Source organism: Sphingomonas sp. MJ1 (PH-R8), from assembly GCF_048058635.1.
Taxonomy (GTDB): domain Bacteria; phylum Pseudomonadota; class Alphaproteobacteria; order Sphingomonadales; family Sphingomonadaceae; genus Sphingomonas.
Window position 1 is genome coordinate 108,745 of record NZ_JBBEFX010000010.1, and the last position, 24,042, is coordinate 132,786.

At 68.2% G+C, this 24,042-nt stretch carries 26 protein-coding genes; 22 read left to right on the forward strand and 4 right to left on the reverse strand.

Going from position 1 to position 24,042, the window contains the following annotated elements; genetic code table 11:
- Position 1: 1 nt before the first annotated feature.
- Positions 2-505, reverse strand: coding sequence for an acetyl-CoA carboxylase biotin carboxyl carrier protein (accB, locus tag VPH46_RS10335; RefSeq protein ID WP_132883644.1), 504 nt, complete (start codon positions 503-505; stop codon positions 2-4).
- A 30-nt stretch (positions 506-535) separates the two neighbouring features.
- Positions 536-982 carry a type II 3-dehydroquinate dehydratase gene (gene aroQ, locus VPH46_RS10340; protein ID WP_132883643.1) on the reverse strand — a complete coding sequence of 149 codons (447 nt, stop codon included), beginning with the start codon at positions 980-982 and terminating at the stop codon, positions 536-538.
- Between the two features lie 116 nt (positions 983-1,098).
- On the opposite strand from aroQ, the gene thiS reads away from it, so the two are divergent.
- Complete coding sequence (gene thiS, locus VPH46_RS10345; protein ID WP_416611000.1) at positions 1,099-2,103, forward strand: sulfur carrier protein ThiS; 1,005 nt, start codon at positions 1,099-1,101, stop codon at positions 2,101-2,103.
- 111 nt (positions 2,104-2,214) lie between these two features.
- The gene (locus VPH46_RS10350) at positions 2,215-2,385 is read left to right on the forward strand and encodes a CsbD family protein (protein WP_416611002.1); all 171 of its coding nucleotides are present in this window, start codon (positions 2,215-2,217) and stop codon (positions 2,383-2,385) included.
- A gap of 73 nt (positions 2,386-2,458) precedes the next feature.
- Here VPH46_RS10350 and VPH46_RS10355 read toward each other — a convergent pair whose 3' ends face one another.
- Positions 2,459-4,270, reverse strand: a complete 1,812-nt coding sequence (locus VPH46_RS10355) for a diguanylate cyclase (RefSeq protein WP_416611004.1) — start codon at positions 4,268-4,270, stop codon at positions 2,459-2,461.
- Between the two features lie 140 nt (positions 4,271-4,410).
- Between VPH46_RS10355 and VPH46_RS10360 the strand changes: the two genes are divergently transcribed.
- The 11 genes from VPH46_RS10360 (at position 4,411) to VPH46_RS10410 (ending at position 12,853) form a co-directional block, all read left to right on the forward strand.
- Positions 4,411-5,118: a CoA transferase subunit A gene (locus VPH46_RS10360; protein WP_416611006.1), complete on the forward strand. Its 708-nt coding sequence runs from the start codon at positions 4,411-4,413 to the stop codon at positions 5,116-5,118.
- A 71-nt stretch (positions 5,119-5,189) separates the two neighbouring features.
- Complete coding sequence (locus VPH46_RS10365; RefSeq protein WP_416611008.1) at positions 5,190-6,317, forward strand: HAD family acid phosphatase; 1,128 nt, start codon at positions 5,190-5,192, stop codon at positions 6,315-6,317.
- Between the two features lie 4 nt (positions 6,318-6,321).
- A complete protein-coding gene (locus VPH46_RS10370; RefSeq protein WP_416611010.1) occupies positions 6,322-6,957 on the forward strand; it encodes a CoA transferase subunit B in 636 nt (211 codons plus the stop codon).
- Positions 6,958-7,116: 159 nt separating this feature from the next.
- The gene (leuC, locus tag VPH46_RS10375) at positions 7,117-8,553 is read left to right on the forward strand and encodes a 3-isopropylmalate dehydratase large subunit (protein ID WP_416611012.1); all 1,437 of its coding nucleotides are present in this window, start codon (positions 7,117-7,119) and stop codon (positions 8,551-8,553) included.
- A gap of 3 nt (positions 8,554-8,556) precedes the next feature.
- The gene (locus VPH46_RS10380) at positions 8,557-8,685 is read left to right on the forward strand and encodes a hypothetical protein (protein ID WP_416611014.1); all 129 of its coding nucleotides are present in this window, start codon (positions 8,557-8,559) and stop codon (positions 8,683-8,685) included.
- Between the two features lie 25 nt (positions 8,686-8,710).
- A complete protein-coding gene (gene leuD / locus VPH46_RS10385) occupies positions 8,711-9,331 on the forward strand; it encodes a 3-isopropylmalate dehydratase small subunit (protein WP_125961139.1) in 621 nt (206 codons plus the stop codon).
- A 172-nt stretch (positions 9,332-9,503) separates the two neighbouring features.
- On the forward strand, positions 9,504-9,827 hold the full coding sequence (locus VPH46_RS10390; RefSeq protein WP_125961138.1) for a DUF1476 domain-containing protein: 324 nt from the start codon (positions 9,504-9,506) through the stop codon (positions 9,825-9,827).
- Positions 9,828-9,830: 3 nt separating this feature from the next.
- Positions 9,831-10,070 (forward strand): BolA/IbaG family iron-sulfur metabolism protein, encoded by a 240-nt coding sequence (locus VPH46_RS10395; RefSeq protein WP_239434242.1) that lies wholly within the window; start codon positions 9,831-9,833, stop codon positions 10,068-10,070.
- 5 nt (positions 10,071-10,075) lie between these two features.
- Positions 10,076-10,405 (forward strand): Grx4 family monothiol glutaredoxin, encoded by a 330-nt coding sequence (gene grxD / locus VPH46_RS10400; protein WP_132883636.1) that lies wholly within the window; start codon positions 10,076-10,078, stop codon positions 10,403-10,405.
- A gap of 571 nt (positions 10,406-10,976) precedes the next feature.
- Positions 10,977-11,345 carry a BlaI/MecI/CopY family transcriptional regulator gene (locus tag VPH46_RS10405; RefSeq protein WP_125961135.1) on the forward strand — a complete coding sequence of 123 codons (369 nt, stop codon included), beginning with the start codon at positions 10,977-10,979 and terminating at the stop codon, positions 11,343-11,345.
- Positions 11,342-12,853: a M56 family metallopeptidase gene (locus VPH46_RS10410; protein ID WP_416611018.1), complete on the forward strand. Its 1,512-nt coding sequence runs from the start codon at positions 11,342-11,344 to the stop codon at positions 12,851-12,853. Before VPH46_RS10405 ends, VPH46_RS10410 begins: the two co-directional genes overlap by 4 nt.
- Positions 12,854-13,029: 176 nt before the next feature.
- Here VPH46_RS10410 and VPH46_RS10415 read toward each other — a convergent pair whose 3' ends face one another.
- Positions 13,030-13,869: a phytanoyl-CoA dioxygenase family protein gene (locus VPH46_RS10415; protein WP_416611020.1), complete on the reverse strand. Its 840-nt coding sequence runs from the start codon at positions 13,867-13,869 to the stop codon at positions 13,030-13,032.
- 163 nt (positions 13,870-14,032) lie between these two features.
- Between VPH46_RS10415 and VPH46_RS10420 the strand changes: the two genes are divergently transcribed.
- From VPH46_RS10420 to VPH46_RS10460, 9 genes are all read left to right on the forward strand, one after another.
- Positions 14,033-14,887 (forward strand): MBL fold metallo-hydrolase, encoded by an 855-nt coding sequence (locus tag VPH46_RS10420; RefSeq protein ID WP_416611022.1) that lies wholly within the window; start codon positions 14,033-14,035, stop codon positions 14,885-14,887.
- Positions 14,872-15,585 carry a DUF4230 domain-containing protein gene (locus VPH46_RS10425; RefSeq protein WP_416611024.1) on the forward strand — a complete coding sequence of 238 codons (714 nt, stop codon included), beginning with the start codon at positions 14,872-14,874 and terminating at the stop codon, positions 15,583-15,585. The genes VPH46_RS10420 and VPH46_RS10425 overlap by 16 nt, the downstream gene beginning before the upstream one ends.
- Before the next feature lie 153 nt (positions 15,586-15,738).
- Positions 15,739-16,602, forward strand: coding sequence for a TorF family putative porin (locus tag VPH46_RS10430; protein WP_416611026.1), 864 nt, complete (start codon positions 15,739-15,741; stop codon positions 16,600-16,602).
- 106 nt (positions 16,603-16,708) lie between these two features.
- Positions 16,709-16,798, forward strand: coding sequence for a K(+)-transporting ATPase subunit F (gene kdpF / locus VPH46_RS10435; RefSeq protein WP_125961129.1), 90 nt, complete (start codon positions 16,709-16,711; stop codon positions 16,796-16,798).
- Between the two features lie 14 nt (positions 16,799-16,812).
- Entirely contained in the window at positions 16,813-18,516 is a 1,704-nt protein-coding gene (gene kdpA, locus VPH46_RS10440) for a potassium-transporting ATPase subunit KdpA (RefSeq protein WP_416611028.1), read from the forward strand.
- Between the two features lie 14 nt (positions 18,517-18,530).
- A complete protein-coding gene (gene kdpB, locus VPH46_RS10445; protein ID WP_416611030.1) occupies positions 18,531-20,564 on the forward strand; it encodes a potassium-transporting ATPase subunit KdpB in 2,034 nt (677 codons plus the stop codon).
- 12 nt (positions 20,565-20,576) lie between these two features.
- Positions 20,577-21,152 (forward strand): potassium-transporting ATPase subunit KdpC, encoded by a 576-nt coding sequence (gene kdpC, locus VPH46_RS10450; RefSeq protein ID WP_416611032.1) that lies wholly within the window; start codon positions 20,577-20,579, stop codon positions 21,150-21,152.
- Positions 21,152-23,842: a DUF4118 domain-containing protein gene (locus VPH46_RS10455; protein WP_416611034.1), complete on the forward strand. Its 2,691-nt coding sequence runs from the start codon at positions 21,152-21,154 to the stop codon at positions 23,840-23,842. Before kdpC ends, VPH46_RS10455 begins: the two co-directional genes overlap by 1 nt.
- Positions 23,842-24,042, forward strand: a 201-nt coding sequence (locus VPH46_RS10460) for a response regulator (RefSeq protein WP_416611036.1), incomplete at its 3' end; no start/stop codon positions are given. The genes VPH46_RS10455 and VPH46_RS10460, both read left to right, overlap by 1 nt.

Genomic DNA, 24,042 nt, shown 5'->3' on the forward strand with positions numbered 1-24,042 from the left:
CTTACTCGACGACGACGAGCGGCTGGTCGAACTCGACCGGCTGGCCGTTGGAGACGAGCACCGCGGTGACGGTGCCGGCCGCAGTCGCCTGGATCGGGTTCATCACCTTCATCGCCTCGATGATGACCAGCGTGTCGCCGGCCGCGACCTTCTGGCCGACCGAGACGAACGGCTTGGCGCCCGGCTCTGCAGCCAGATAGACGGTGCCGACCATCGGCGACTTGACCGCGTCCGCGGTCGCCGTGGGAGCCGAACCGCCGGCTTCGGCCGGAGCTGCTGCGGGCGAGGCCGGTGCACCGGCCATCGGTGCCGGCTGCGGCGCATAGGCCTGCGGCATCGCCATCGGCACCTGCGCGACCGGCGCTGCCTTGCGCGCCACGCGAACCTTGCGGCTGCCGTCCTCGACCTCGATCTCGGTCAGCTGCGTCTGATCCAGGACTTCCGCCAGCTGGCGTACCAGCTCGATGTCGATCGCCATGGTGGCGGGTTGCGTATCTTCTGCCATGAGACCCCCAGGGGAAAAACCGCGCTCCTGTCAGATGCGCGCGGCGGCTTCAAGCGCCAGCAGGTAGGAAAGCGCGCCGAATCCGGCGATGGTTCCCTTGGCCGCCTGTCCGATCAGGCTGGTATGGCGGAAAGCCTCGCGCCGGTGCGGGTTGGACAGATGCACCTCGATCACCGGCGTCTTCACCGATTTGATCGCGTCGTGGAGCGCCACCGACGTATGGGTGAAGCCGCCTGCGTTCAGCAGCACGGCGCGCGCGCGCTGCGCCTGCGCCTCGTGCAGCCAGTCGATCAGATGGCCTTCGTGGTTCGATTGGCGCAGGTCGATCTCCAGGTCGAGTTCGCGGGCGCGGTCCTCCAGCATGCCGGCGATGTCGTCCAGCGTGTCGGAGCCGTAGATCTCGGGCTCACGCAGTCCCAGCAGGTTCAGGTTGGGGCCGTTGAGGACGTAGACGGTTGCTGGGACGGTGTCCGCCATGCGCTGCCTTTCGGTTGCGGGCCGGGTCGCCGGCACCCTATATGCGCCGGCCATAGCCCCGAGCGTCGGACGAAGTCGAGACGCGCCGCGGACGACGACAGGCAAGGCGAACCCGAATGCACAACGACGGCACCATCACGATCATCGTCAACGGCGAGCACAAGCGCGTCCGCGCCGGCCAGACCATCGCCGAACTCGCGGCGGAGATCGGGCTGGTGCCGGAGAAGGTCGCGGTCGAGCGCAACCTGGAGGTGGTGCCCCGCTCGACGCTGCACGAAGCGAAACTCCATGACGGCGATGAGCTGGAGATCGTGCATTTCGTTGGCGGCGGCGACCATGCGGTGGCGGTGGACGAGGATCGCTGGGAGGTCGCCGGCAAGCGCTTTCGTTCGCGCCTGATCGTCGGCACCGGCAAGTACAAGGACATGGCGCAGAACGCCGCTGCGGTCGAAGCCTCGGGCGCGGAGATCGTCACCGTCGCCGTGCGCCGGGTGAACGTCACCGATCCGAACGCGCCGATGCTCACGGATTTCATCGACCCCAAGAAGATCACCTATCTTCCCAACACCGCAGGCTGCTTCACGGCCGAAGACGCGATCCGCACGCTGCGGCTTGCGCGCGAGGCCGGCGGCTGGGAGCTGGTGAAGCTGGAGGTGCTGGGCGAGGCGCGCACCCTCTATCCCGATATGGTCGAGACGCTGCGCGCGACCGAGATCCTGGCCAAGGAAGGTTTCCAGCCGATGGTCTATTGCGTCGACGATCCCATCGCCGCCAAGCGGCTGGAGGATGTCGGCGCGGTCGCGATCATGCCACTGGGAGCGCCGATCGGCTCCGGCCTTGGCATTCAGAACAAGGTGACGATCCGCCTGATCGTGGAGGGCGCCAAGGTACCGGTGCTGGTCGACGCGGGCGTCGGCACCGCTTCGGACGCGGCCGCTGCGATGGAGCTCGGCTGCGATGGCGTGCTGATGAACACCGCGATCGCCGAGGCCAAGGACCCGATCCTGATGGCGCAGGCCATGCGCGCGGCGGTGGAGGCGGGGCGGCTCGCCTATCGCGCCGGTCGCATGGGCAAGCGCCGCTATGCGGACCCGTCGAGCCCGCTCGCCGGACTGATCTAAAGCAAGTCGGGATACCGGATCGTGGAACCGCGATCCGTGCCACCCGTTCTTCTTCCGATGGCTGAACGGCGCGCTTCCCGCTGCTGCCGCGGCCACCGAGAGGAGACGATCATGGGTGAACTCACCGACAAGATCAAAGGCAACGTCAACGAAGCGCTCGGCAAGGCGAAGCAGCAGAGCAACAACCCTGCCACCCGCGACGAAGGCGCGGCGCAAGAAGGCAAGGGCAAGGTGCAGCAGTTCGCCGGCAAGGTGAAGGGCGCCCTCGGCGACGACATTTGAGCCGACACGAGTTCCGCGAGAGCGGAGGCATGGGGCCGCTCCGGGAAACCGGGGCGGCCTTTTGCATGACCAGCTAGTCTGCGACCTGGACGCAGTTCCGGCCTGACGCCTTGGCGCGGTACAGCGCTTCGTCGGCGCGGTTGAGAATGGTGGCCGGATCGCTCGCCGGATCCACCGCGGTCAGGCCGATGCTGGCGGTGATCCTCGGGCTCTCGATCTCGAGCATCCCGCTGGGTAGTTCCACCTTCAACTGCTCGACCGCCTCGCGCAGCCGCTCGCATGTCGCCTCCGCCTCCTTCGGACTGATTCCCACGAGCAGGATGGCGAATTCCTCTCCGCCGATGCGCGCGAGACAGTGCCTCCGGTCGATCGTCGCGGCGGCGATGCGCGCGAACGCCTGCAGCGCCAGATCGCCGACCGCATGGCCGAACCGGTCGTTGACCGACTTGAAGTGATCGAGATCGACAAGCGCGACGCTGCCTTGGCTGCTTCCGACCCGGCAATGCTCGATCTGATTGCGCAACCGCTGGAGGAAGCTCCGCCGATTGACGAGACCGGTCAGCGGGTCGGTACTCGCCGCGATCTCGAGCGCCAGTTCGGTCGCCTTGCGCGCGGAAATGTCGCGCAGGATCACGATCAGCCCCTGCCCGGCGGTGCCCCCCAGGCCACGTAGCGCGGCCTCGAACCAGGTCGGCTCCGCGGTTTCGCGTGGGCTACGGAACTGGGCGGTGTGCGCAATGTCGGGGTTGGCGAGCGCCTGGCGATGGGCGCGCCACAGAACATGCTGGTCCTCGGGATGTACCAGGGTGAAGCCGTGCTGCCCCAGATAATAGGCCGGCGGCTGTCCCGCGACCTGCGCGACGGACGGGGAGGCGTGCAGGATCGTCCCGTCGGGCGCCACCTCCAAGATCACATCCGCCGAGCGGTCCGACAGCAGGCGGAACCGCGCTTCGCTTTGGGAGAGGTCGCGGATCGCCTGGCGGTGCTGCTTGATCAGTGCCGCCACGGGCAGCACCAGCAGCGCCGCGCACCCGACGTAGAATTGGAAGAAGAGGATGCGGTTCAGCGGCGGGGTCGGCAATGCGTGAACCGGCCCGTGGCCGCTCAGCGAAAGCAGGCCGCCGATCGCCACCAGCAGGAGGATCGAGCCCGCGGCACCGATGCGCACGTACAGCATCGTGGCTGCCAGCATCGGCAACATGGGGAGGAACAGCAGCGGGACGCCGTCCTGGAGAAATACCCCGGTTACCACTGCCGCCACCAGTCCCAGCACGGCGAACGGACCCATCTGCACACGCAGTGGCGCCTGGAACCAGCGCCCGACGTCGCCCCGCAAGAGCAGCATGATCAGCGGCGTGAAGGTGATGGTGCCGAGGCCGTGGCTCGTGAACCACCGGATGGCCGTTCGTTGCCAGTTCGCGTCGGTGAGCAGGGAAATCGCGCTCGCGGCGATCACCGCGCCGATGAGAGGCCCAATGATCCCCGCGATCAGCAGGAACATGACGACCCCGGTTACTCGGTCGAAAAACCGGCCTTCCCAGCGACGCAGCAGCCAGGCCGGAAGCGTTGCTTCCGTCATGGTCGCGGCCAGGAGCGGGGCGGCCGCAGCCAGGCCCATGCCGAAGCAGGCGGTAGCGGCGAACATGGCGACGCCGAACGCCGGCAGCAGCCATCGCCACTGGTCCCGCGGCCGCAGCGACAAGGCGGCAATCACCAGCCCCGTGTTCCCCCAGATGAAGGCAATGTTCCCGTCGAATCGGGTCAGCAACAGGCTTGCCGCCGAAAGCACCAGCGACGCCAGCCCGAGGCGGGCGACGCTGCCGATCATGCTGGGGGCGGGAAGAGCAGCGATCACGGCGTTGGGATGGCGTCCGAAGGTTAACAACGCCTTAGGTTCGCGCGGCAAAGCGTTTCGCGCAAGCCGTCGCGTGTTGCTCAGGCGCAATGCCACTGGTGCACCTCCGCGGGGTGCGCTTGACCGTGCCGCCCGGCTCGACCTATCGACCGCACGGAAGAGAGGTGCCGATGAACAAGCTCTACCCCGATGCTGCCTCGGCGCTCGACGGACTGCTGCGCGACGACATGCTGATCTGTGCGGGCGGCTTCGGCCTGTGCGGGATTCCGGAACGGCTGATCGACGCGATCGAGGCTTCGGGCGTCTCCGGCCTGACGATCGCCAGCAACAATGCCGGCATCGATGGCGTGGGGCTGGGCAAGCTGTTGCGCTCGCGCCAGGTGAAGAAGATGGTCTCCTCCTATGTGGGCGAGAACAAGGAGTTCGAGCGCCAGTATCTGTCCGGCGAGCTTGAGGTCGAGTTCTGCCCCCAGGGTACGCTTGCCGAGCGCTGCCGCGCGGGCGGGGCGGGCATCCCCGGCTTCTACACCAAGACGGGCGTCGGCACGCAGGTGGCAGAGGGCAAGGAAGTGAAGGTCTTCGACGGGGAGGAATATATCCTCGAGCGCGGCATCCGCGCCGACCTGTCGATCATCAAGGGGTGGAAGGCCGACCAGGCCGGCAACCTCGTGTTTCGCAAGACGGCGCGTAACTTCAACCAGCCGATGGCGACAGCGGGTCGCATCTGCGTGGCCGAGGTCGAGGAAGTGGTGCCGGTCGGCAGCCTCGATCCCGACGGCATCCACCTGCCCGGCATCTATGTGAAGCGCATGATCGTGGGCGCCCCCTACGACAAGAAGATCGAATTCCGCACCGTCCGGGAGCGTCCCGCCGCATGATGACGTTGCGGACTGGGCAGCGGCTCGCCTTTGCGGGCATTTCGGCGACCGCGCTGCTGCTGCCAGGCTGCGTGGCGGCCGTGCCGGTCGGTGCTGCCGCCGTGATCGGCAAGAACGTCGTCTTTCCCGGCGGCGGCGAGGACGAGAAGGCGGAGGACGCCGAAAAGGCTGCCCGCAAGCAGGCACGCGAGCAGCGCCGCCAGGCGAAGCGCGAAGTTAAGCGCCGCGCTACGGGCAGGCCCGCGCAGCATCCGGGGGTCACAATCGTCTCGGGCCCGCTGCCGCCGCCGACCGCCGCCGACTTGCGCGCGCCAATGCGGACCGTGGATCAGGTGATGAACGCGGGCCGGCTGGTGACCGCCGGTAGCCGCCTGTTGGAACCGGCGCCGCCGGGTATGCAATATCTCTACGGCTCGGGCGAGGCAGCGGCGTTGTCAGCCCAAGCTTACCGCGCGCTGACGCAGCACGTGCGAATCAACTTCGACTATCGCCAGTCAGGCAGTTCCGCGATCTCGGTCGCGCTCGCACCGGGCTCAACGCTCAAGGCGCCGCGTTTTGCCGAGTGCGGCGCCAAGCCGCTCGCGATCGTGCTCGATATCGATGAGACCGTACTCCTCAACCTCGGCTATGAAGCCGATGAGGCGGAGCGGGGCTTATCCTACGATGACGCTCGGTGGCGCCGTTGGGAAGCGACCGGTGCTGGTCAGGTAGAAGCCGTGCCCGGCGCGGCCGATGCGATAGCCTCAGCCCGTCAGCTCGGAGTCGCGGTGATCTTTCTCTCCAATCGCAGCGCCGCCAACGCCGCTGCCACCGCGCGCGCGCTGGAGGGCGCCGGCTTAGGTCGGGCGGTTGCCGGCGAGACGCTGTTCCTCCGGCAGGAAGGTGCCAGCACCAGCAAGGATTCGCGCCGCGCGCAGGTCGCCGAAAAATACTGCATCATCGGCCTAGTTGGCGATCAACTGGGCGACTTCAGTGATTTGTTCTCCGATCCCGCGCTCACTCCCGCCCAGCGCCGCGGCGCGGCCGCCGGCGTTCAGGTTGCGCCGCTATGGGGTGCAGGCTGGTTCATGCTCCCCAATCCCGTGTACGGCACGGGGCTGAAGGGCGGGATCGCCGACGTGTTTCCCGCCAATCGCCGCTGGACCGACCCCGGTGCCGCTGCAGCGGCCGGCCCCCCCGCCGCCACCCCCAAGGAGTAGCCCCATGCCCTGGACCCGCGACGAGATGGCCGCCCGCGCCGCCCGCGAGCTGCAAGACGGCTTCTACGTGAACCTCGGCATCGGCATCCCGACGCTGGTGGCCAATCACATCCCCGAAGGGGTGGAGGTCACCCTCCAGTCTGAAAACGGCATGCTCGGCATCGGTCCGTTTCCCTATGCGGGGGAGGAGGATCCCGACCTGATCAACGCCGGCAAGCAGACCATCTCCGAACTGCCGCAGTCGGCTTATTTCGGTTCGGACCAGAGCTTCGCGATGATCCGCGGCGGCCACATCGACCTGACGGTGCTGGGCGCGATGGAGGTCAGCCAGGACGGCGACATCGCCAACTGGATGATCCCGGGCAAGATGATCAAGGGCATGGGTGGTGCCATGGATCTGGTCGCCGGCGTGAAGAAGATCATCGTCGTGATGGAGCACACGTCCAAGAACGGCGATCCCAAGTTCATCCCGGCCTGCACCCTGCCGCTCACCGGCAAGAACGTGGTCGACATGATCATCACCGACCTGGCCGTCTTCCAGCGTCTCGACCACCAGAGCCCGTTCCGCCTGATCGAATGCGCACCTGGCGTGACCACGGAGGAAGTGCGGACGAAGACCACCGCTGCCTACGAGGGGTAGCGCCGGATCCTGGCCTGGCGGTACCGGTCCGCGGCGAAGCTCGCGACCTGGTTAGGATGCGCTACCGGTACTGGCCCGTCCTGCCGGGAACAAGCCGCGCATCGGCACGATCCTTGCTGAAACTCTTGCGTTCGCGCAAGAAAGCGCTACTCGCCCCGCATGGCTAGTCGTCCTCTCACGCTGTACGAAAAGATCTGGGCCGATCATGTCGTGGAGCGCCGTGACGACGGCACCTGCCTGATCTACATCGACCGCCACCTCGTCCATGAAGTGACGAGCCCGCAGGCGTTCGCGGGGCTTCGGGCCGCAGGGCGCCCGGTGCGCCGCCCCGATCTCACCCTCGCGGTGCCGGATCACAACCTGCCCACCACCGCGCGCGTGGACGCGGATGGCAACCGCCTGCCGATCGCCGACCCCGCCGGGGCGAGCCAGCTTGCCGCCCTGGAGCGCAACGCACCCGAGTTCGGCATTCGCTACATCGACGCGGTCGCCGCCGAACAGGGCATCGTCCATGTCGTGGGCCCGGAACAGGGTTTCACGCTGCCGGGCACGACGCTGGTGTGCGGTGACAGCCATACCTCCGCGCACGGGGCGCTCGGCGCGCTCGCCTTCGGCATCGGCACCAGCGAGGTCGAGCACGTGCTCGCGACTCAGACGTTGCTGCTGAAGCAGTCGAAGACGATGGAAGTGCGCATCGAGGGAACGCTCGGCTTCGGCGTGACTCCGAAGGACGTGGCACTCGCGATCGTCGGCCGCCTGGGGGCCGCGGGCGGCACCGGCTACGTTCTCGAATATACCGGCAGCGTCATCCGCGACATGTCCATCGAAGGTCGCCTGACCGTCGCCAACATGTCGATCGAGGCGGGCGCACGCTCCGGCCTGATCGCGCCGGACGGCAAGACCTTCGCCTATCTTCAGGGCAGGCCGATGGCCCCCACGGGTGCCGATTGGGACCAGGCCGTCGCCTATTGGCGCAGCCTCGCGACCGACCCCGGTGCCCGGTACGATGCGACGGTCGTCATCGACGCGGCCGACATCTCGCCCTCGCTCACCTGGGGAACGAGCCCGGAGGACGTGGTCTCGATCACCGGCGCCGTGCCCGATCCCGACAGCTTCGCAGATCCGGCCAAGCGCACGGCGGCGAGGAAGTCGCTCGACTATATGGGCCTCGAACCCGGCACGCGGATGGAGGACATCCCGGTCGAGAACATCTTCATCGGCAGCTGTACCAACAGCCGCATCGAAGACCTGCGCGCCGCGGCCGAAGTGCTGCGCGGCCGCCGGGTCGCAGCCGGTGTGCGCCAGGCGCTGGTCGTTCCCGGATCCGGGCTGGTCAAGCGCCAGGCCGAGGCCGAGGGGCTCGACAGGGTTTTCACCGAGGCTGGATTCGAGTGGCGCGAGCCCGGCTGTTCGATGTGCCTCGGTATGAATCCGGATCGGGTACCGGCCGGCGAGCGTTGTGCCTCCACGTCCAACCGCAATTTTGTGGGACGACAGGGGCCCGGCGCGCGTACGCATCTGGTATCGCCAGTGATGGCGGCGGCGGCGGCGGTGACGGGACGCCTGACCGATGTACGAAGCTTGATGGGGAAATAACGGATGAAGCGAGCATTGTTGGCGCTGGTGGCTGGCGCGATCCTGAGCGGCCTTGCCGCCGCCTATGCCGCGAGCGCCGAGCGCTCGCCCTCGAAGCGCACCGCCCACTCGGGCAACGCCGCGACGCGCTGATCCGCGGTCCGGACGAAGGCTCATCATGGAACCCGTTACCCGCGTCGAAGGGCGCGCCTATCCCTGGGGCGCGAAGAACATCGACACCGACATCATCATCCCGGCGCGCTGGCTGAAGACCACCACGCGGGAAGGCCTCGGGCAGGGCGCGTTCGAGTCCGTGCGCGCCGAACCCGGCAATGTCTTCGATGATCCCCGCTATGCAGGCGCGCCGGTGCTGATTGCGGGCGAGAACTTCGGCTGCGGCTCCAGCCGCGAACACGCTGCCTGGGCGCTCGGCGACATGGGCGTGAAGGCGGTGATCGCGCCGAGCTTCTCCGACATTTTCTCGGGCAATGCGTTCAAGAACGGCATCGTCGCCGTCGTGCTGCCACAGGAGGCGATCGATCGGCTGGTCGAGGTTGCGCGTGACAATCCCGTCACCGTCGACCTGGAAACGATGACCGTCACCACGCCCTTCCAGGACCGTTTCCCCTTCGACATGGACCCGTTCCGCCGCGACTGCCTGATGCAGGGTGTGGACGAGATCGGCATCACCCTGGCGCGGGACGAGGCGATCGCCGGCTACGAAGGCAATGTGGCGCAGGCGCGTCCCTGGCTCAGCGCCACGGCGAGTAACGCACCAGGGCGCGCTGCTGCGGCTTAGCTTGCGACCCTTGGCAACCGGTGTTCCTGCGAAAGTAGGAGCACGGGTTCCGAATAGAGCGGCCCTGGCTTTGCCGAAGCCGGATCCCGGCCCTGCGGGGTGCGGGTGAACCCGCCCGTTGCCTTGCCGCGGCCCGCATCCTATCTGCGGAGCAATAGATTAGGGGACCAGCATGACGACCTTCGACGACCGCGAGCGCGCGTTCGAATCCAAATTCGCACGCGACGAGGAAATGACCTTCCGCGTGACCGCGCGTCGTAATCGCCTGCTCGGGCAGTGGGCGGCCGCGAAGATGAAGCTGACGCCCGAAGAGACCGACGCCTATGCCAAGGCGGTCGTGCAGGCCGATTTCGAGGAAGCCGGTGACGGGGACGTGATCCGCAAGCTGGTCGGTGATCTGACGGCCGCCGGCGTCGCGACCGACGAGGCGACGGTACGCAAGGCGCTCGACGAGCTGACTGTCGAAGCACGCCGCCAGTTGATCGAGGCGCGCTGATCCATGGCGATGGCTGCGGCTGACATCGAGGCGCTGATCCGCGCCGGCATTCCCGATGCGGTGGTCGAGATCACCGATCTCGCCGGCGACGGCGATCACTATGCCGCGCGCGTCGTCTCCGAGAGCTTTCGTGGAATGCCGCGCGTGCGCCAGCATCAGGCCGTCTATGCCGCGCTTGGTGGTCGCATGGGGGGCGTGCTGCACGCCCTGCAATTGACCACGGGCGTGCCCGTACAGGAGTAAGAGAAATGAGCGAAGACACCAACGCCCGCATCGACCAGCTCGTGAAGGGCAATGACGTGGTCCTGTTCATGAAGGGCAGCCCGCTGTTCCCGCAGTGCGGCTTCTCCAGCCGCGCCGTCGCGATCCTCAACCACCTGGGCGTCGAGTTCGAGAGCGTCGACGTGTTGCAGGATCAGGGCATCCGCCAGGGTATCAAGGCCTATTCCGACTGGCCGACGATCCCGCAGCTCTACGTGCGTGGGGAGTTCGTCGGCGGCTCCGACATCATGATGGAAATGTACGAGAGCGGCGAACTCGCCCAGCTCTTCGGCGGCGAACAGCCGACCGCTGCCTAATAGGATGCGACGTCCGCTTCCAGGGGGAAGCGGACGTCGTGGCCACATGCGCTCGGCCGCTTCCGCGCAACCGCGGACTCGCCGCCGAAGCAGCACCTTTCGGCCTCTGGTGTCCGTGGTGACGCCCACCGTTCCAAACTCACCGATGTCGACGCGCGGGCATTCACGCTCACCGGCCTGCGACGTCTCGAACCCGCGCGCATTCCTGCGAACACCGACGCGAGACTCGGCGTGGTCCCCTTGAGTCGTCCTTGAATCCTGCAGGGAGAGGTACCGGGTGGGCGAACCGACGCCGGTGGAGTGCGCCGGCTCGCCCGTTGAAGCGCGCGATCGCGCGGTACGATCAAGAACATGCAGGCGGCGTGCCAGACGCGCTGAACCCACGCGAATCCGCGGAAGGCGAGGGTTAATGGCACTCGCTGCGCGAGCACGTCTGTAAAGAAGACCGACGCCGCGGTCGGCGGCTCGTCTCTCTCACCCGCGCCTAAACGCACGATCCGCCGGAGCGATCCCGCCCCTATTGACTACAGGTGTAAATGGGCAGACTACATGCGTAGTCAGGAGTCGCGTAATGCCAGAACGGATCAGTGATGCCGAACATGTCGTGATGGAGGTGCTGTGGGACGAAAGCCCGCTCACCGCCCAGGAAGTGGTCGAACGCGTGCCGGAAGATCGCGCCTGGAGCGCGAACACCGTGAAGACGCTCCTCGGCCGCCTGCTCGCGAAGGAAGCCGTCGCGCACGAAGAGGACGGTCGCCGCTATCGCTACCGACCGCTCGTTGCCCGCGAGGACTATGTCGTGGGTGAGTCGCAGCGGCTGATTGACCGTCTGTTCGGCGGCAGCCTTACGCCCCTGGTAGCGCACCTGGCGCGTCGCGATCAGCTCAGCAGCCGCGAAATCGAGGAGATCGAGTCCTTACTCAAGGAGCTCAAGCAATGATTGGATGGGCGGTAGAGACGCTGATCGCGTCGACGTTGCTGATGCTGCTGGTGCTGGCGCTGCGCGCGCCCACCCGCCGCGCCTTCGGCCCGAGTGTCGCCTATGCGCTGTGGCTGTTGCCCGCGCTCCGCATGGCCCTGCCGCCGCTGCCCTCACCATTGCGGCTGGTGGAGACCAGCCCGATCGGCGCGCCGATCCCCCCGGGAACCCTGATGCTGATGCAGCCGATGGCGACGATCCCCGCGGTGCCGCAGGGCTGGGGCATGGCCGATGTGCCGGGCCTGGCCGCGCTGTTCTGGTTCGCCGGGGCTGCCTTCTTCTTCTGCTGGCACGTGGTGCGCCATGCCCAGTTCTGCCGGCGCGTGCTCGCCTCCGGGCGCGGCTATGACGTCGCACAGGGAAAGGTGCGGGTGTTCGAGACCGACGCCGCCTCTGGACCGCTCGCCTTCGGGGTGTGGCGCCGCTACGTAGCCTTCCCCCGCGACTTTGCCGAACGCTACGACGACCAGGAGCGCACGCTCGCGCTTGCGCATGAGCTGGGCCACCACGCCCGCGGCGACCTGCTGGCGAACTGGATCGCGCTCGCGGTGCTCGCTTGCCACTGGTTCAATCCGATCGCCTGGCGCGCCTTTCGTGCCTTTCGCGCCGACCAGGAGATGGCCTGCGATGCGATGGTCCTCGCCCGCGCCCGCCCGGGCGTCCGCTATGCCTATGGCCGCGCGATCGTGAAGTCCGCGCATGGAGGCGCCGTGTCGGCTGCCTGCCACCTCCACACCGTCAACGAGATCAAGGGGAGACTGAAGATGTTGTCGAAGCACCGCAGCGTATCGCCCTTCCGTCGCGTGGCAGGCTCCGTTGGCATCGCCGGCATCGCGATGGGCGCACTGGGACTCACCGCCTCGGGGACCCACGCCGCAGAGACGCTGCGCACCCGCGTGAGCCATACGACCGGCATCGACATCACCCGCATCGAGCTTCCCGCGCCGCACCTCCTCCAGACGGTGGTCCCGGCCGCGCCGCCAGCCCCGGCTGCACCGGCCGGCGCCCCAGGCGCGCCGATGCCTCCGGCCCCGCCCGCAGCGCCCGTTCCCCCGCAAGCGCCCATCGTCGTAACCGCCCTCCGGGGCGTCCACATGGACGAGCCGGTGACGCAGGAGAATTGCGGCAACGAGGGGCAGCCCGGCGCCTATGTCATCAATCGTCGCCAGGGCGATCACACGGTGATGGTGGTGTGCAGCGATCGCATCAACGCGACGGTACAGGCCGCTACGGCAAGCGCGGCACAGGCCAGCGCCGCGGCCGCCTCCGCTCAAACCGCAGCCAGCATCGACGTCGCCGCGATCCAGCGTACGGCGCTCACCAGCGCGCTGGTGGGGCTTCGCGGCACCCGCGCCACCCTTGCCAGCAATCCAAGCCTTTCGGGGGATGACCGCAGAGAAGCGCTCGCCGATATCGACGAAAGCATTGCGGAGTTGGAGCACCAGATCGCCCACCCGGACGCCGACTGACCTTCAACGCCCAGCGACGGGACTGCGGAGCTGGCGCGCAGACCGGGAGGCGACCAGGGACTCGGTACGCATGAATTCGCGCGGCGTACCGGCACCCGTCGCCTCAGCGGCGGCAGGCGTCGCTTGATCCCCGCTAGCCGCCGATGCGGTCCCGGCGCAGGGGAGCGACCGCGGTTCTATTCCAGGCGGGTGCTCTCCCCTGCCAGTGGCACTGGGAGCGCGCCCGCCAGTCGTTTCACGGCGAGCCTGGCGCTGCCAAGCGGCCCGTACTGGATGATCCACGCCTTGCGCGGAAGCGCGCTTTCGTTGCGGCCGGCGCGATGCAGGGTCGTCGGCGTGTGGATCGTCAGGCCGCCGACCGGCAGGGGACAGGAGATGCTGCCCGCGGGGTCGGGCCTGGCCTCCTGACCCGGCTGTCCGGACGAGCGAAGCACCCTGCGGTGGCGGACCAGCGGCCCCAGATGGCTCCCTGCAAGGAAGGTCATGCAACCGCTTTCCGGCGTCACGTCTTGCAGGGGGATCCAGAAGTGCAGCTGCCGGGGACGCGATGCGCGCCACAGCGCAAAGGCGGCGTCCTGGTGCCAGGGCGTCGCCGTCTGGTTGCGCGCGCCCTTGTAGATCACGTGATCGAAGGATCGGGAGACCCGCCCCGCCAGCCTGCGCGCCAATGCCGTGCAGCCCTGGAACACCGCCGTCTCCAACAGCGCCGGGGCGAGGGCGGCGGCGTGGTTCAGTTCGATCTGGTCCCACCCGCCCAATCCCCGGCCGGGTCCTGCATCCTCCGCCACCTCGCCTCTTCGGGGATACCGCACGAGGAACGGCAGTGCGGCGGGGGTATGCTCCGCCTCCAAGAGTGCCCGGTCGAGCAGGCGCTCCACGTCGCGCACCTCGTCGCGGGAGAACAAGCCCGGGACGGCGGCAAAGCCGTCGCGCCTGAGCGCCAGGGCCGTCGCTCGAAAGGCGTCCTCATCGAGGGCGATGCTGTCGGAGCGCCGGGGCAGACTAGGCAACACCATCGCAGCTCCTGGGCGAAGAACAGGCCGCGAGGCTAGGCGCAGGCCTAGCCCCCGCCCACCGGAGATGGCTCTGAAACGGATTCGTCTCGTTGCGGGCGACGCCATCCCGGCCGAGATCCGCACGAAGCTTGTGCTGCCGGGCCCGAGTGGCCATGTCGAAGCGATGATGCATCCCCCAACGGGTATTCCGATCGCGCTGGAACCCATGGTGCTGCGGGTCCTCGCCCCCAACGCTTCTCCCTACACCTACACCGGCACGCAGAGCTATGTGGTGGGCGGAACGACGGACGCCGCCGTGATCGATCCCGGGCCTGTCGACGCTTCGCACTTCGATGCGTTGCTGGCCGCCGTCGGCACCCGACGGCTCGTCGCGGTCCTGTGCACCCATACCCATCGCGACCATAGCCCCGGCGCGCGGGCGCTTGCCGATCGTACCGGCGCACCGATCGTTGGCTGCGGGCCGCTGACGATGGACGATGCCGGCCCGCGCGCCGATGCCGCTTTCGATACGACCTATGCCCCCGACAGGGTGTTGGCGGAAGGGAAGGGAGTGTCGGGTACCGGCTGGTCGTTGCTCGCGGTCGAGACACCCGGCCACACCTCCAACCATCTCGCCTTCGCACTTCCGGAAAGCGGCGCCCTGTTCAGCGGCGACCATGTCATGGGCTGGTCGACGACCATCGTCTCGCCGCCGGATGGCGACATGGCCGCCTATATGGCGAGCCTCGAGAAGCTGATGGGGCGCTCGGACCGCATCTACTACCCAGGGCATGGCGAGGCGGTGGAGAACCCGCAACGCTTTGTCCGGGGCCTTCTTGGCCACCGCAAGGCGCGCGAGGGCCAGATCCTGCGCCTGCTGGGTGAGGGCATCGGCGCGGTGCCGGCGATGGTGGCGCGCATGTATGTCGGGCTCGACGCGAAGCTGCTGCCGGCGGCGGAACGCTCGGTTCTCGCGCATCTGCTCGACTTGAAAGGTCGCGGGCTGGCGGTGGAGGCAGGCGAATGGCGACGCAGCTGAGGCCGGGCTTCGTACGCACGCTGGTGGCGCTGCTGATCGGCGCGGCGGTGACGCTCGGCGCAGTGCTGGTCTACCAGCGCTACACAGAGAACTATGTCGTGACGCAGGAGGAGGACGGCACCGCCGTCACCCGGCTCATCACCGCACGCCTGTCCGGCGCCTCCAGCCTGAAGGTCGCCGAACTCTCAGGCACGCTTCAAAGCACCGCCACCGACGTGCGGGGCTATGGCATGCTGAAGTCGAACCAGGTCATCAAGGTGCCGTTCTCGGTCGACTATTTCGTGGATGTGTCGCGGATCGGCTCCGGTGACATCCAGTGGTCCGAGGCGACCCGCACGCTGATCGTGGACGCACCCGACGTCACTGTCGCCAAGCCCAATGTCGATGAGTCGCAGCGCACCCTGGTGCGGACCCAGGGCGTGTTCGTCACCCGCGCCGCCGGCGAGAACCTTGCCCGCCGCACCTCCCAAGCCGCCCAGAGCAAGGCCGGAGCCGAGGCCCGCTCCCCCGAGCGGATGGCCCAGGCGCGCGAAAAGGCTCGCGCGGCGCTCGGCCGCCTGCTCGGTGCGCCGCTCGAGAGCATGGGCTATGGCGACGCGCGGGTGCTGGTGACCTTCCCCAATGAACGCCGCTCGAAGAATCCGGAGCGCTGGGACGTCACCGCTCCGATCGATGAGGTGCTCGCCAACCGGCGCTGACGCCCTCCGGCGCTGCCTGGCCATCGCGCGCAGCTATATGCGCGCACTATGCGAAAGCGGGGAATCGATCTCGAATTCCTACGCGCGGCGGACCTAATCCCCACGGCCTTGGCACCCCGGCTGTCGGCGGTCGCCACACCCTTGGGGGCATGCATGAACTATTTCCGCCGGGTCGCCGTCGTGGCCCTTCTTACGCTGCCGTGCGCTGCTCAGGCCCAGTCGGCCGGGGGCACGGAAGCGCCCGAAACGACACCGTCTGTCACCGTCAGCGGTTCGGCGGCGATCGCCTCCGACTATCGCTTCCGCGGCGTGTCGCAGACGGACCAGGAACTGGCGGTGCAGGGTGGCATCACCGTGGCTCACGACAGCGGCCTCTACATCGGGCTTTGGGGTTCGAATCTCGCCGGTTGGGGCACCTTCGGCGGCGCCAACATGGAGCTCGACCTGATCGGCGGCTACAAAGCGCAGCTTTCCGACAGCGCAACGCTGGACGTGGGGCTCACCTGGTACCTGTATCCGGGCGGCGCCGACGAGACCGACTTCGCCGAGCCCTATGTCAAGCTGACCGGCACCACCGGCCCTGCGACCCTGACGGCGGGCGCCGCCTATGCACCCAAGCAGCAGGCGATCGGCAAATGGTACGACGACGGCGCGGCGGCGGCGGCCGGGCTCTACGACCATCCGGGCGCCAAGGACGACAATCTGTACCTCTGGGGTGACGCGGCGGTCACCCTTGCCCGCACTCCGGTGACCGCAAAGGCGCACATCGGCCACAGCTGGGGGCAGGACGGGCTGGGCCCCAATGCGACCGCCGTCGCCCCGACTGGCGAATATTGGGACTGGTCGCTGGGCGCCGATGCGACCTGGCGCAACCTGACCTTCAACGTCTCGTACATCGATACCGACATTTCGAGCCGCGAGGCCGGCTATCTGCGGCCGAGCTTCAGCAAGGGCCAGGACGGCACCGGCAACATCGCCGGCGGCACGGTGCTGGCCTCGCTGACCGCGGCCTTCTGAAGGAGACGGACCGATGCAGGACCTGCTATGGATCCTCGTCATGGTCGGGCTGCTGGCGGCGACGCTGGCCTATGCCCGCCTGTGCGACCATGCGTGAGGTGACGCCATGACGCTCGACCTCTGGCTCGCGGCGCTGACCGCGGTTGCCCTTCTCGTCTATCTGGTGGCGGTGCTGATCCGCCCCGAACGCTTCTAGAAGGAGGCGGAACCATGACCATCCAGGGATGGATCCTGATCCTCGGCTTCGTCGGCATCCTGCTGGCGCTCACCAAGCCGATCGGCATGTGGTTGTTCGCGTTGTACGAAGGCCGCCGCACCCCACTGCACCCCGTGCTCGGTCCCGTCGAGCGCGGCTTCTACAAGCTTGCCGGTATCGACCCGACGCAAGAGCAGGGCTGGCGCCGCTATGCGCTGCACATGCTGGTGTTCAACTTCGTGCTGATGGCCTTCACCTATGCGGTGCTGCGCCTGCAGGGCGTGCTGCCCGGCAACCCCCAAGGACTGGCGGGCCTCTCTCCGCACCTCGCCTTCAACACGGCGATCAGCTTCACGACCAACACCAACTGGCAAAGCTATGGCGGAGAGTCGACCATGTCGAACCTCAGCCAGATGCTGGGGCTGACGATCCACAATTTCCTGTCGTCGGCGACCGGCATCGCGCTCGCGTTCGCGCTCTTCCGCGGCTTCGCGCGGCGGGAGGCAAAGGCGATCGGCAACTTCTGGGCCGATTGCACCCGCGTGACGCTCTACCTGCTGCTGCCGCTCTGCGTCGTACTCGCGCTGTTCTACATCGCGAGCGGCGTTCCGCAGACGCTCGCCGGCGTGATCGACATCGACACGCTGGAAGGCGCGCGCCAGTCGATCCTGCTCGGCCCGGTCGCCAGCCAGGAAGCGATCAAGATGCTGGGCACCAATGGTGGCGGCTTCTTCAACGCCAACTCCGCGCATCCGTTCGAAAACCCGACCGCGCTCACCAACCTGGTCCAGATGCTGTCGATCTTCGCGATCGGCGTGGGGCTGACGTGGTGCTTCGGCAAGGCGGTCGGCAATACTCGGCAGGGCTGGGCGATCTTGGCCGCGATGATGATCCTGTTCCTCGCGGGCGTCACCGTCACCTACTGGCAGGAAGCGGCGGGCAATCCGGTGCTCCACCAGCTCGGGGTCGCGGGCGGCAACATGGAGGGCAAGGAGGCCCGCTTCGGCATCGCCGCCTCGGCGCTGTTCGCGGTCGTCACCACCGCGGCCTCGTGCGGCGCGGTCAATTCGATGCACGACAGCTTCACCGCGCTGGGCGGCATGATCCCGCTGTTCAACATGCAGCTGGGCGAAGTCGTGATCGGGGGCGTCGGCGCCGGCATCTACGGCTTCCTGCTGTTCGCCATCCTCGCGGTGTTCGTCGCCGGGCTGATGGTCGGCCGCACGCCCGAATATGTCGGCAAGAAGATCGAGGCGCGCGAGGTGAAGCTCGCGGTGCTCGCGATCGCCGTCCTGCCGCTGATGATCCTGGGCCTGACCGCCTTGTCGAGCGTGATGGAACAGGGTCTCGCCGGGCCGCTCAACAAGGGGCCGCACGGGTTCAGCGAGATCCTCTACGCCTTCACCAGCGCCGTCGCGAACAACGGCTCGGCCTTTGCCGGCCTGACGGCGAATACGCCCTGGTACAACGGGCTGCTCGGCGTCGCGATGTGGGTGGGTCGCTTCTTCATCATCGTGCCGATGCTGGCGATCGCCGGCAGCCTCGCCGCCAAAAAGCACACGCCGGAAAGTGCGGGCTCGTTCCCGACCACCGGCGGCCTGTGGGTCGGCCTGCTCGTCGGCATCGTGCTGATCGTCGGCGGCCTCACCTTCCTGCCGAGCCTCGCGCTCGGTCCCATCGCCGATCATCTCGCGATGATCCGCGGCCAACTGTTCTGATCGAGGGCGCCACCATGGCCCAGAAAAGCCAGACCAAAAGCCTGTTCACGGCCGACCTCGTCGTGCCCGCGATCCAGGCGTCGTTCGTGAAGCTCAATCCAAGAGAGCTGATCCGCAACCCCGTCATGTTCGTCACCGCCGCGGTCGCGGCGCTGATGACGGTCCTGCTCGTCGTCGGGCAGGACGATCTCACCACCGGCTTCAAGCTCCAGCTCGTCGTGTGGCTGTGGCTGACGGTGCTGTTCGGCACCTTTGCCGAAGCACTGGCGGAGGGCCGCGGCAAGGCACAGGCTGCCTCGCTGCGCGCCACCAAGGCCGAACTCACCGCCAAGCGGCTCAAGAACGGGCGCACCGAACAGGTCCCCGCCAGCCAGCTTCGCGCCGGGGACCTGGTTTTGGTCGAGACCAACGATCTGATCCCGGCCGATGGCGAGGTGGTCGAAGGCGTCGCCTCCGTCAACGAAGCGGCCATCACGGGCGAAAGCGCGCCCGTCATCCGCGAGGCAGGCGGTGACCGCTCGGCAGTGACGGCGGGCACCCGCGTGATCTCGGACCAGGTCTCCGTGCGCGTCACGGTCGATCCCGGCCAAGGCTTCCTCGACCGCATGATCGCGCTGGTCGAGGGTGCCGAGCGGCAGAAGACGCCCAACGAGATCGCGCTCACCCTGCTGCTCGTCGGCCTCACGATCATCTTCCTGATCGCGGTCGGCACCATCCCGGGCTTCGCCAGCTATGCGGGCGGGAGCATCCCCGTGGCGATCCTGTCGGCCCTGCTGATCACCCTGATCCCGACCACGATCGCCGCCCTGCTGTCGGCGATCGGCATCGCGGGCATGGACCGACTGGTCCGCTTCAACGTGCTCGCCAAGTCCGGCCGCGCCGTGGAGGCCGCCGGCGATGTCGACGTGCTGCTGCTCGACAAGACCGGCACCATCACCATCGGCGATCGGCAGGCGAGCGAGTTCCGCCCCGTCGGCGGCGCCAGCGATGCCGAACTTGCCGAGGCGGCACTGCTCGCGAGCCTGGCCGACGAGACCCCCGAGGGCCGCTCGATCGTGGTGCTCGCCCGCGACAAGTTCGGCGTCCACACCGCTGCGCTGCCGGCGGGCGCGGAGGTGATCCCCTTCACCGCTCAGACCCGCATCTCGGGCGTGCGGACGGGCGACGCGCTGATCCAAAAGGGTGCAGTGGACTCGGTGCTGCGGGCCAATCCGGGCGTCGGCGAGACCGCCGCTGCCACCGAGTTGCGGCGCGTGACGGACGAGATCGCCCGCGCCGGCGGCACGCCACTGGCAGTCGCCAAGAACGGGCGGCTGCTGGGCGCCATCTTCCTGAAGGACGTGGTGAAGGCCGGCATCCGCGAGCGTTTCGGCGAACTTCGCGCGATGGGTATCCGCACGGTGATGATCACCGGCGACAATCCCCTGACCGCGGCAGCGATCGCAGCCGAAGCCGGGGTGGACGACTTCCTCGCCCAGGCAACGCCGGAGGACAAGCTCGCGCTGATCCGCAAGGAGCAGCAGGGCGGGCGGCTGGTCGCGATGTGCGGGGACGGCACCAACGATGCACCCGCGCTTGCGCAGGCTGATGTCGGCGTCGCCATGAACACCGGGACCCAGGCGGCTCGGGAAGCCGGCAACATGGTGGACCTCGACAGCGACCCGACTAAGCTGATCGAGGTGGTCGGTCTCGGCAAGCAGCTGCTGATGACGCGCGGCGCGCTCACGACCTTCTCGGTCGCGAACGACGTGGCGAAGTATTTCGCGATCATCCCGGCGATGTTCGTGGCGCTCTATCCGGGGCTTGGCGTCCTCAACGTCATGGGGCTCGCAACGCCGGAGAGCGCGATCCTGTCGGCGATCATCTTCAACGCGATCATCATCCCGTTGCTGGTGCCGCTGGCGCTCAAGGGCGTGGCGTACCGGCCGATGGCTGCCGGGCCGCTCCTGGCGCGCAATCTCGCCGTCTACGGCCTGGGTGGGCTCCTTGCCCCCTTCGTCGGCATCAAGATCATCGACCTGGCCGTCAACGGCCTGGGCCTCGCCTGAGGAGCATCTCGCATGGGCAACGACCTTTCCACTTCGCTGCGACCTGCGATCGTCCTGACGATCCTGTTCGCGATCCTGCTCGGGATCCTCTATCCTCTGGCCATGACGGGCATCGGCCAGGCACTTTTTCCCTTCCAGGCGAACGGCAGCCTGGTGCGCGACGGAAGCGGCCGCGTGATCGGCTCGGCCGTGGTGGGCCAGGCCTTCACCTCCGACCGCTATTTCCAGGCGCGTCCCTCGGCCGCCGGCCAGGGCTATGACGGCCTCGCGTCCTCGGGCTCCAACCTCGGCCCTGCCGCCCAGGCACTCACCGACCGCGTGAAGTCCGACGTCGCCAAGCGGCAGGCGGAGGGCATCACCGGCCCGCTTCCGGCGGACCTGGTGACTGCCAGCGGCTCCGGCCTGGATCCCGATCTCTCACCCGAGGCGGCACTGGCCCAGGCGCCGCGGATTGCGGCGGCACGGGGACTTCCGATCGAGCGCGTGCGCGCGCTCGTCAGCGAGCGCACGGAAGGCGGCGCGGTGCTCGGCGCGCCGCACGTGAACGTCCTGGCGATCAACCGCGCGCTGGACGCCCTTCCGCGCTGATGCCGCTATCCGGGGACGACCGACCGGATCCGGACGCCCTTCTGCGCCAGGCGGCGCAGGAGGGCCGTGGCCGTTTGAAGATCTTCCTCGGCGCCGCCCCCGGCGTCGGCAAGACGTATGAGATGCTGTCGGAAGGCGCAGCACGGCGCCGCGATGGCGTCGACGTGGTGGTCGCCGTGGTGGAAACTCACGGCCGCGCAGAGACCGAAGCGCTGGTCCGCGGGCATGAGCTGATCCCCCGGCGCGACGTCCCCTACGAAGGGCGCACGCTGCACGAGATGGATCTGGACGCCGTCCTCGCCCGCGCGCCGCGGCTCGCGCTGGTCGACGAGCTCGCCCACACCAATGCGCCGGGCAGCCGGCACCCCAAACGCTATCAGGATGTCGAGGAGCTGCTGGCGGCCGGGATCGACGTCTACTCCACCATCAACATCCAGCACGTGGAAAGCCTGAACGACGTCGTCGCGTCCTTCACCCGCGTCCGCGTGCGGGAAACGGTGCCCGATCGCATCCTGGAGATGGCGGAGGTCGAAGTCGTCGACATCCCGCCCGACGAGCTCATCGAGCGGCTGAAGGCAGGCAAGGTCTATCTCCCGCACGAGGCGACCCGTGCGCTGAACCACTTCTTTTCCAAGTCCAACCTCTCGGCCCTTCGGGAACTTGCGCTGCGGCGCGCGGCGCAAGCCGTCGACGCGCAGATGCTGGAGCATGTCCGCGCGATCGGCGTCGGCGGCACCTGGGCGGGCAGCGAGCGGATCGTGGTCGCAGTGAGCGAACTGCCCGGCGCCGATGGCCTGGTCCGCGCCGCCAAGCGCCTTTCCGACGCGCTCAAGGCGCCCTGGACCGCGCTGTTCATCGAGACTCCCCGCGCGGCCCAGTTCAGCGACGCCCAGCACGAGCGGATCGCCGCGACCATGTCGCTCGCGACCCAGCTCGGCGGCGCGATCGCGACCGTGCCGGCACCGACAGCGCTGGAAGGCATCCAGGCCTTCGTGGCGGACGCGCGTGCCACCCAGCTGGTGGTCGGCAAGTCGAAGCGGTCGCGCTGGTTCGAACTTCGCTATGGCTCGGTGGTCGACCGGCTGGTGCGCGGGACGCCGGGCGTGACGGTGCACGTGCTCCCGGTGGAAGAGGTGCCGGGGCAGGGGGGAAGCCCGCCCACGCAGGCGGGCCGCACGCGCGGTCGCGGCTGGGGATCGCCTGCCGGCTATGGCCTGACGTTGCTCGGTGTGGCCGCCGTGACCGCGCTTGCGAGCACGCTGTTCCACGTCCTGAACCTCGGCAATGTCGCACTGCTCTACCTGCTTCCCGTCATGGCGGCCGCCAGCCTCTATGGTCTTCGCACCGGCCTGTTCGCGGGGCTGGCGTCGAGCCTGTGCTACAATTTCTTCTTCCTGCCGCCGACCGGCACGCTGACGGTCAACAATCCGGAGAACATCGTCTCGGTCTTCGTCCTGCTCGGCGTCGCGGTCGCAACCAGCCAGTTGACCGCACGCGTGCGTGCGCAGGCGGATATTGCGGCGGCAAGCGCACGCACCAACGCCACGCTTGCGGGCTTCCTCCACCAGTTGAGCGGCGTCAGCGAACAGGCAGAGGCGGCGCGGGTGATCTGCTACGATGTCGGACGCCTGTTCGACGTCCAGGCCGTGTTGCTGGCGCGTTCCCCTGGTGCGGGCCTCGGCGTGCTGGCGGCGACCAACCCCGACTACCGCCTCGACACCATGGACCTGGCTGCCGCAAACTGGGCGTTCGACACGGGCGGAGCCGCGGGGAAGGGGTCGGGGACGCTCGCGGCATCCGAATGGCTGTTCCAGCCGCTGAAGTCGGGCGCAGGCACGCTCGCGGTGTTGGGCCTCGCGCGCGAGAACGGGAGCGAGCCGGTCCGTGCCGATCAGCTTCCGCTCCTCACCAGCCTCGTGAATCAGGCTGCGCTCGTGATCGAGCGGCTGCGCCTTCAGGCGGAGATTCGCGACGTGGATGCGGTCCGCACCCGCGACCGGCTGCGCGCGGCGCTGCTGTCGTCGGTCAGCCACGACCTGCGCACGCCGCTTACGGCCGTGCTCGCCGCCGCCGACGCCCTCGATCATGGCGCCACTCCGGAGCTGATCGGCACCATCAAGAGCGAGGCGTCACGGCTCAACCGCTTCGTCGCCAATCTCCTCGACATGACCCGCGTGGAGGCGGGCGCGCTGAAGCTCAGCGTCGAGGCGGTGGATCTGAGCGATGCCGTGGCTGGCGCCGCGCACGACGCGCGCCGGGCGCTGGAGGGCCATCCGGTGCGCCTAGACGTCCCACCCGATCTGCCGCTGGTGCGCGCCGACCCGCAACTGCTCCACCACTGCCTGCTGAACCTGCTCGACAACGCGGGCCGCTATGGGGACCCCGGCACCGAGATCGTCATCGAGGGCCGGCATCGCTACGGCCAGCTTCGGCTCGCCGTGCTCGACCACGGGCCCGGGCTGCCGCCTGGCCGTGAGACCGAGGTGTTCGAGACCTTCCGCCGGCTCGAGGGCTCGGATCGTGCGACCGGGGGCACCGGCCTCGGCCTCGCCATCGTCAAGGCATTTGCCGAAGCGATGGGGTTGGGCGTCGAGGCGGGCAACCGGGAAGACGGCAGCGGCGCCGCCTTTGCGATCCTCTTCCCACCTTCCCTCATCGTGCGCGACGTCGCGCAGGAAAGCATCTCCTGATGGCTGCCAGAATCCTAATCGTGGACGACGAAGTCGCCATCCGCCGCCTGCTGCGCAACACGCTGGAGCGCGCGGGCTATACCGTGGCGGAAGCGATGAACGGACGCGAGGCTCTGGTGCAGGCGAGCGCACACGAGCCGGATGCGATCCTCCTCGACCTGGGACTGCCCGACCGCGACGGTCTCACCCTGATCCCGATG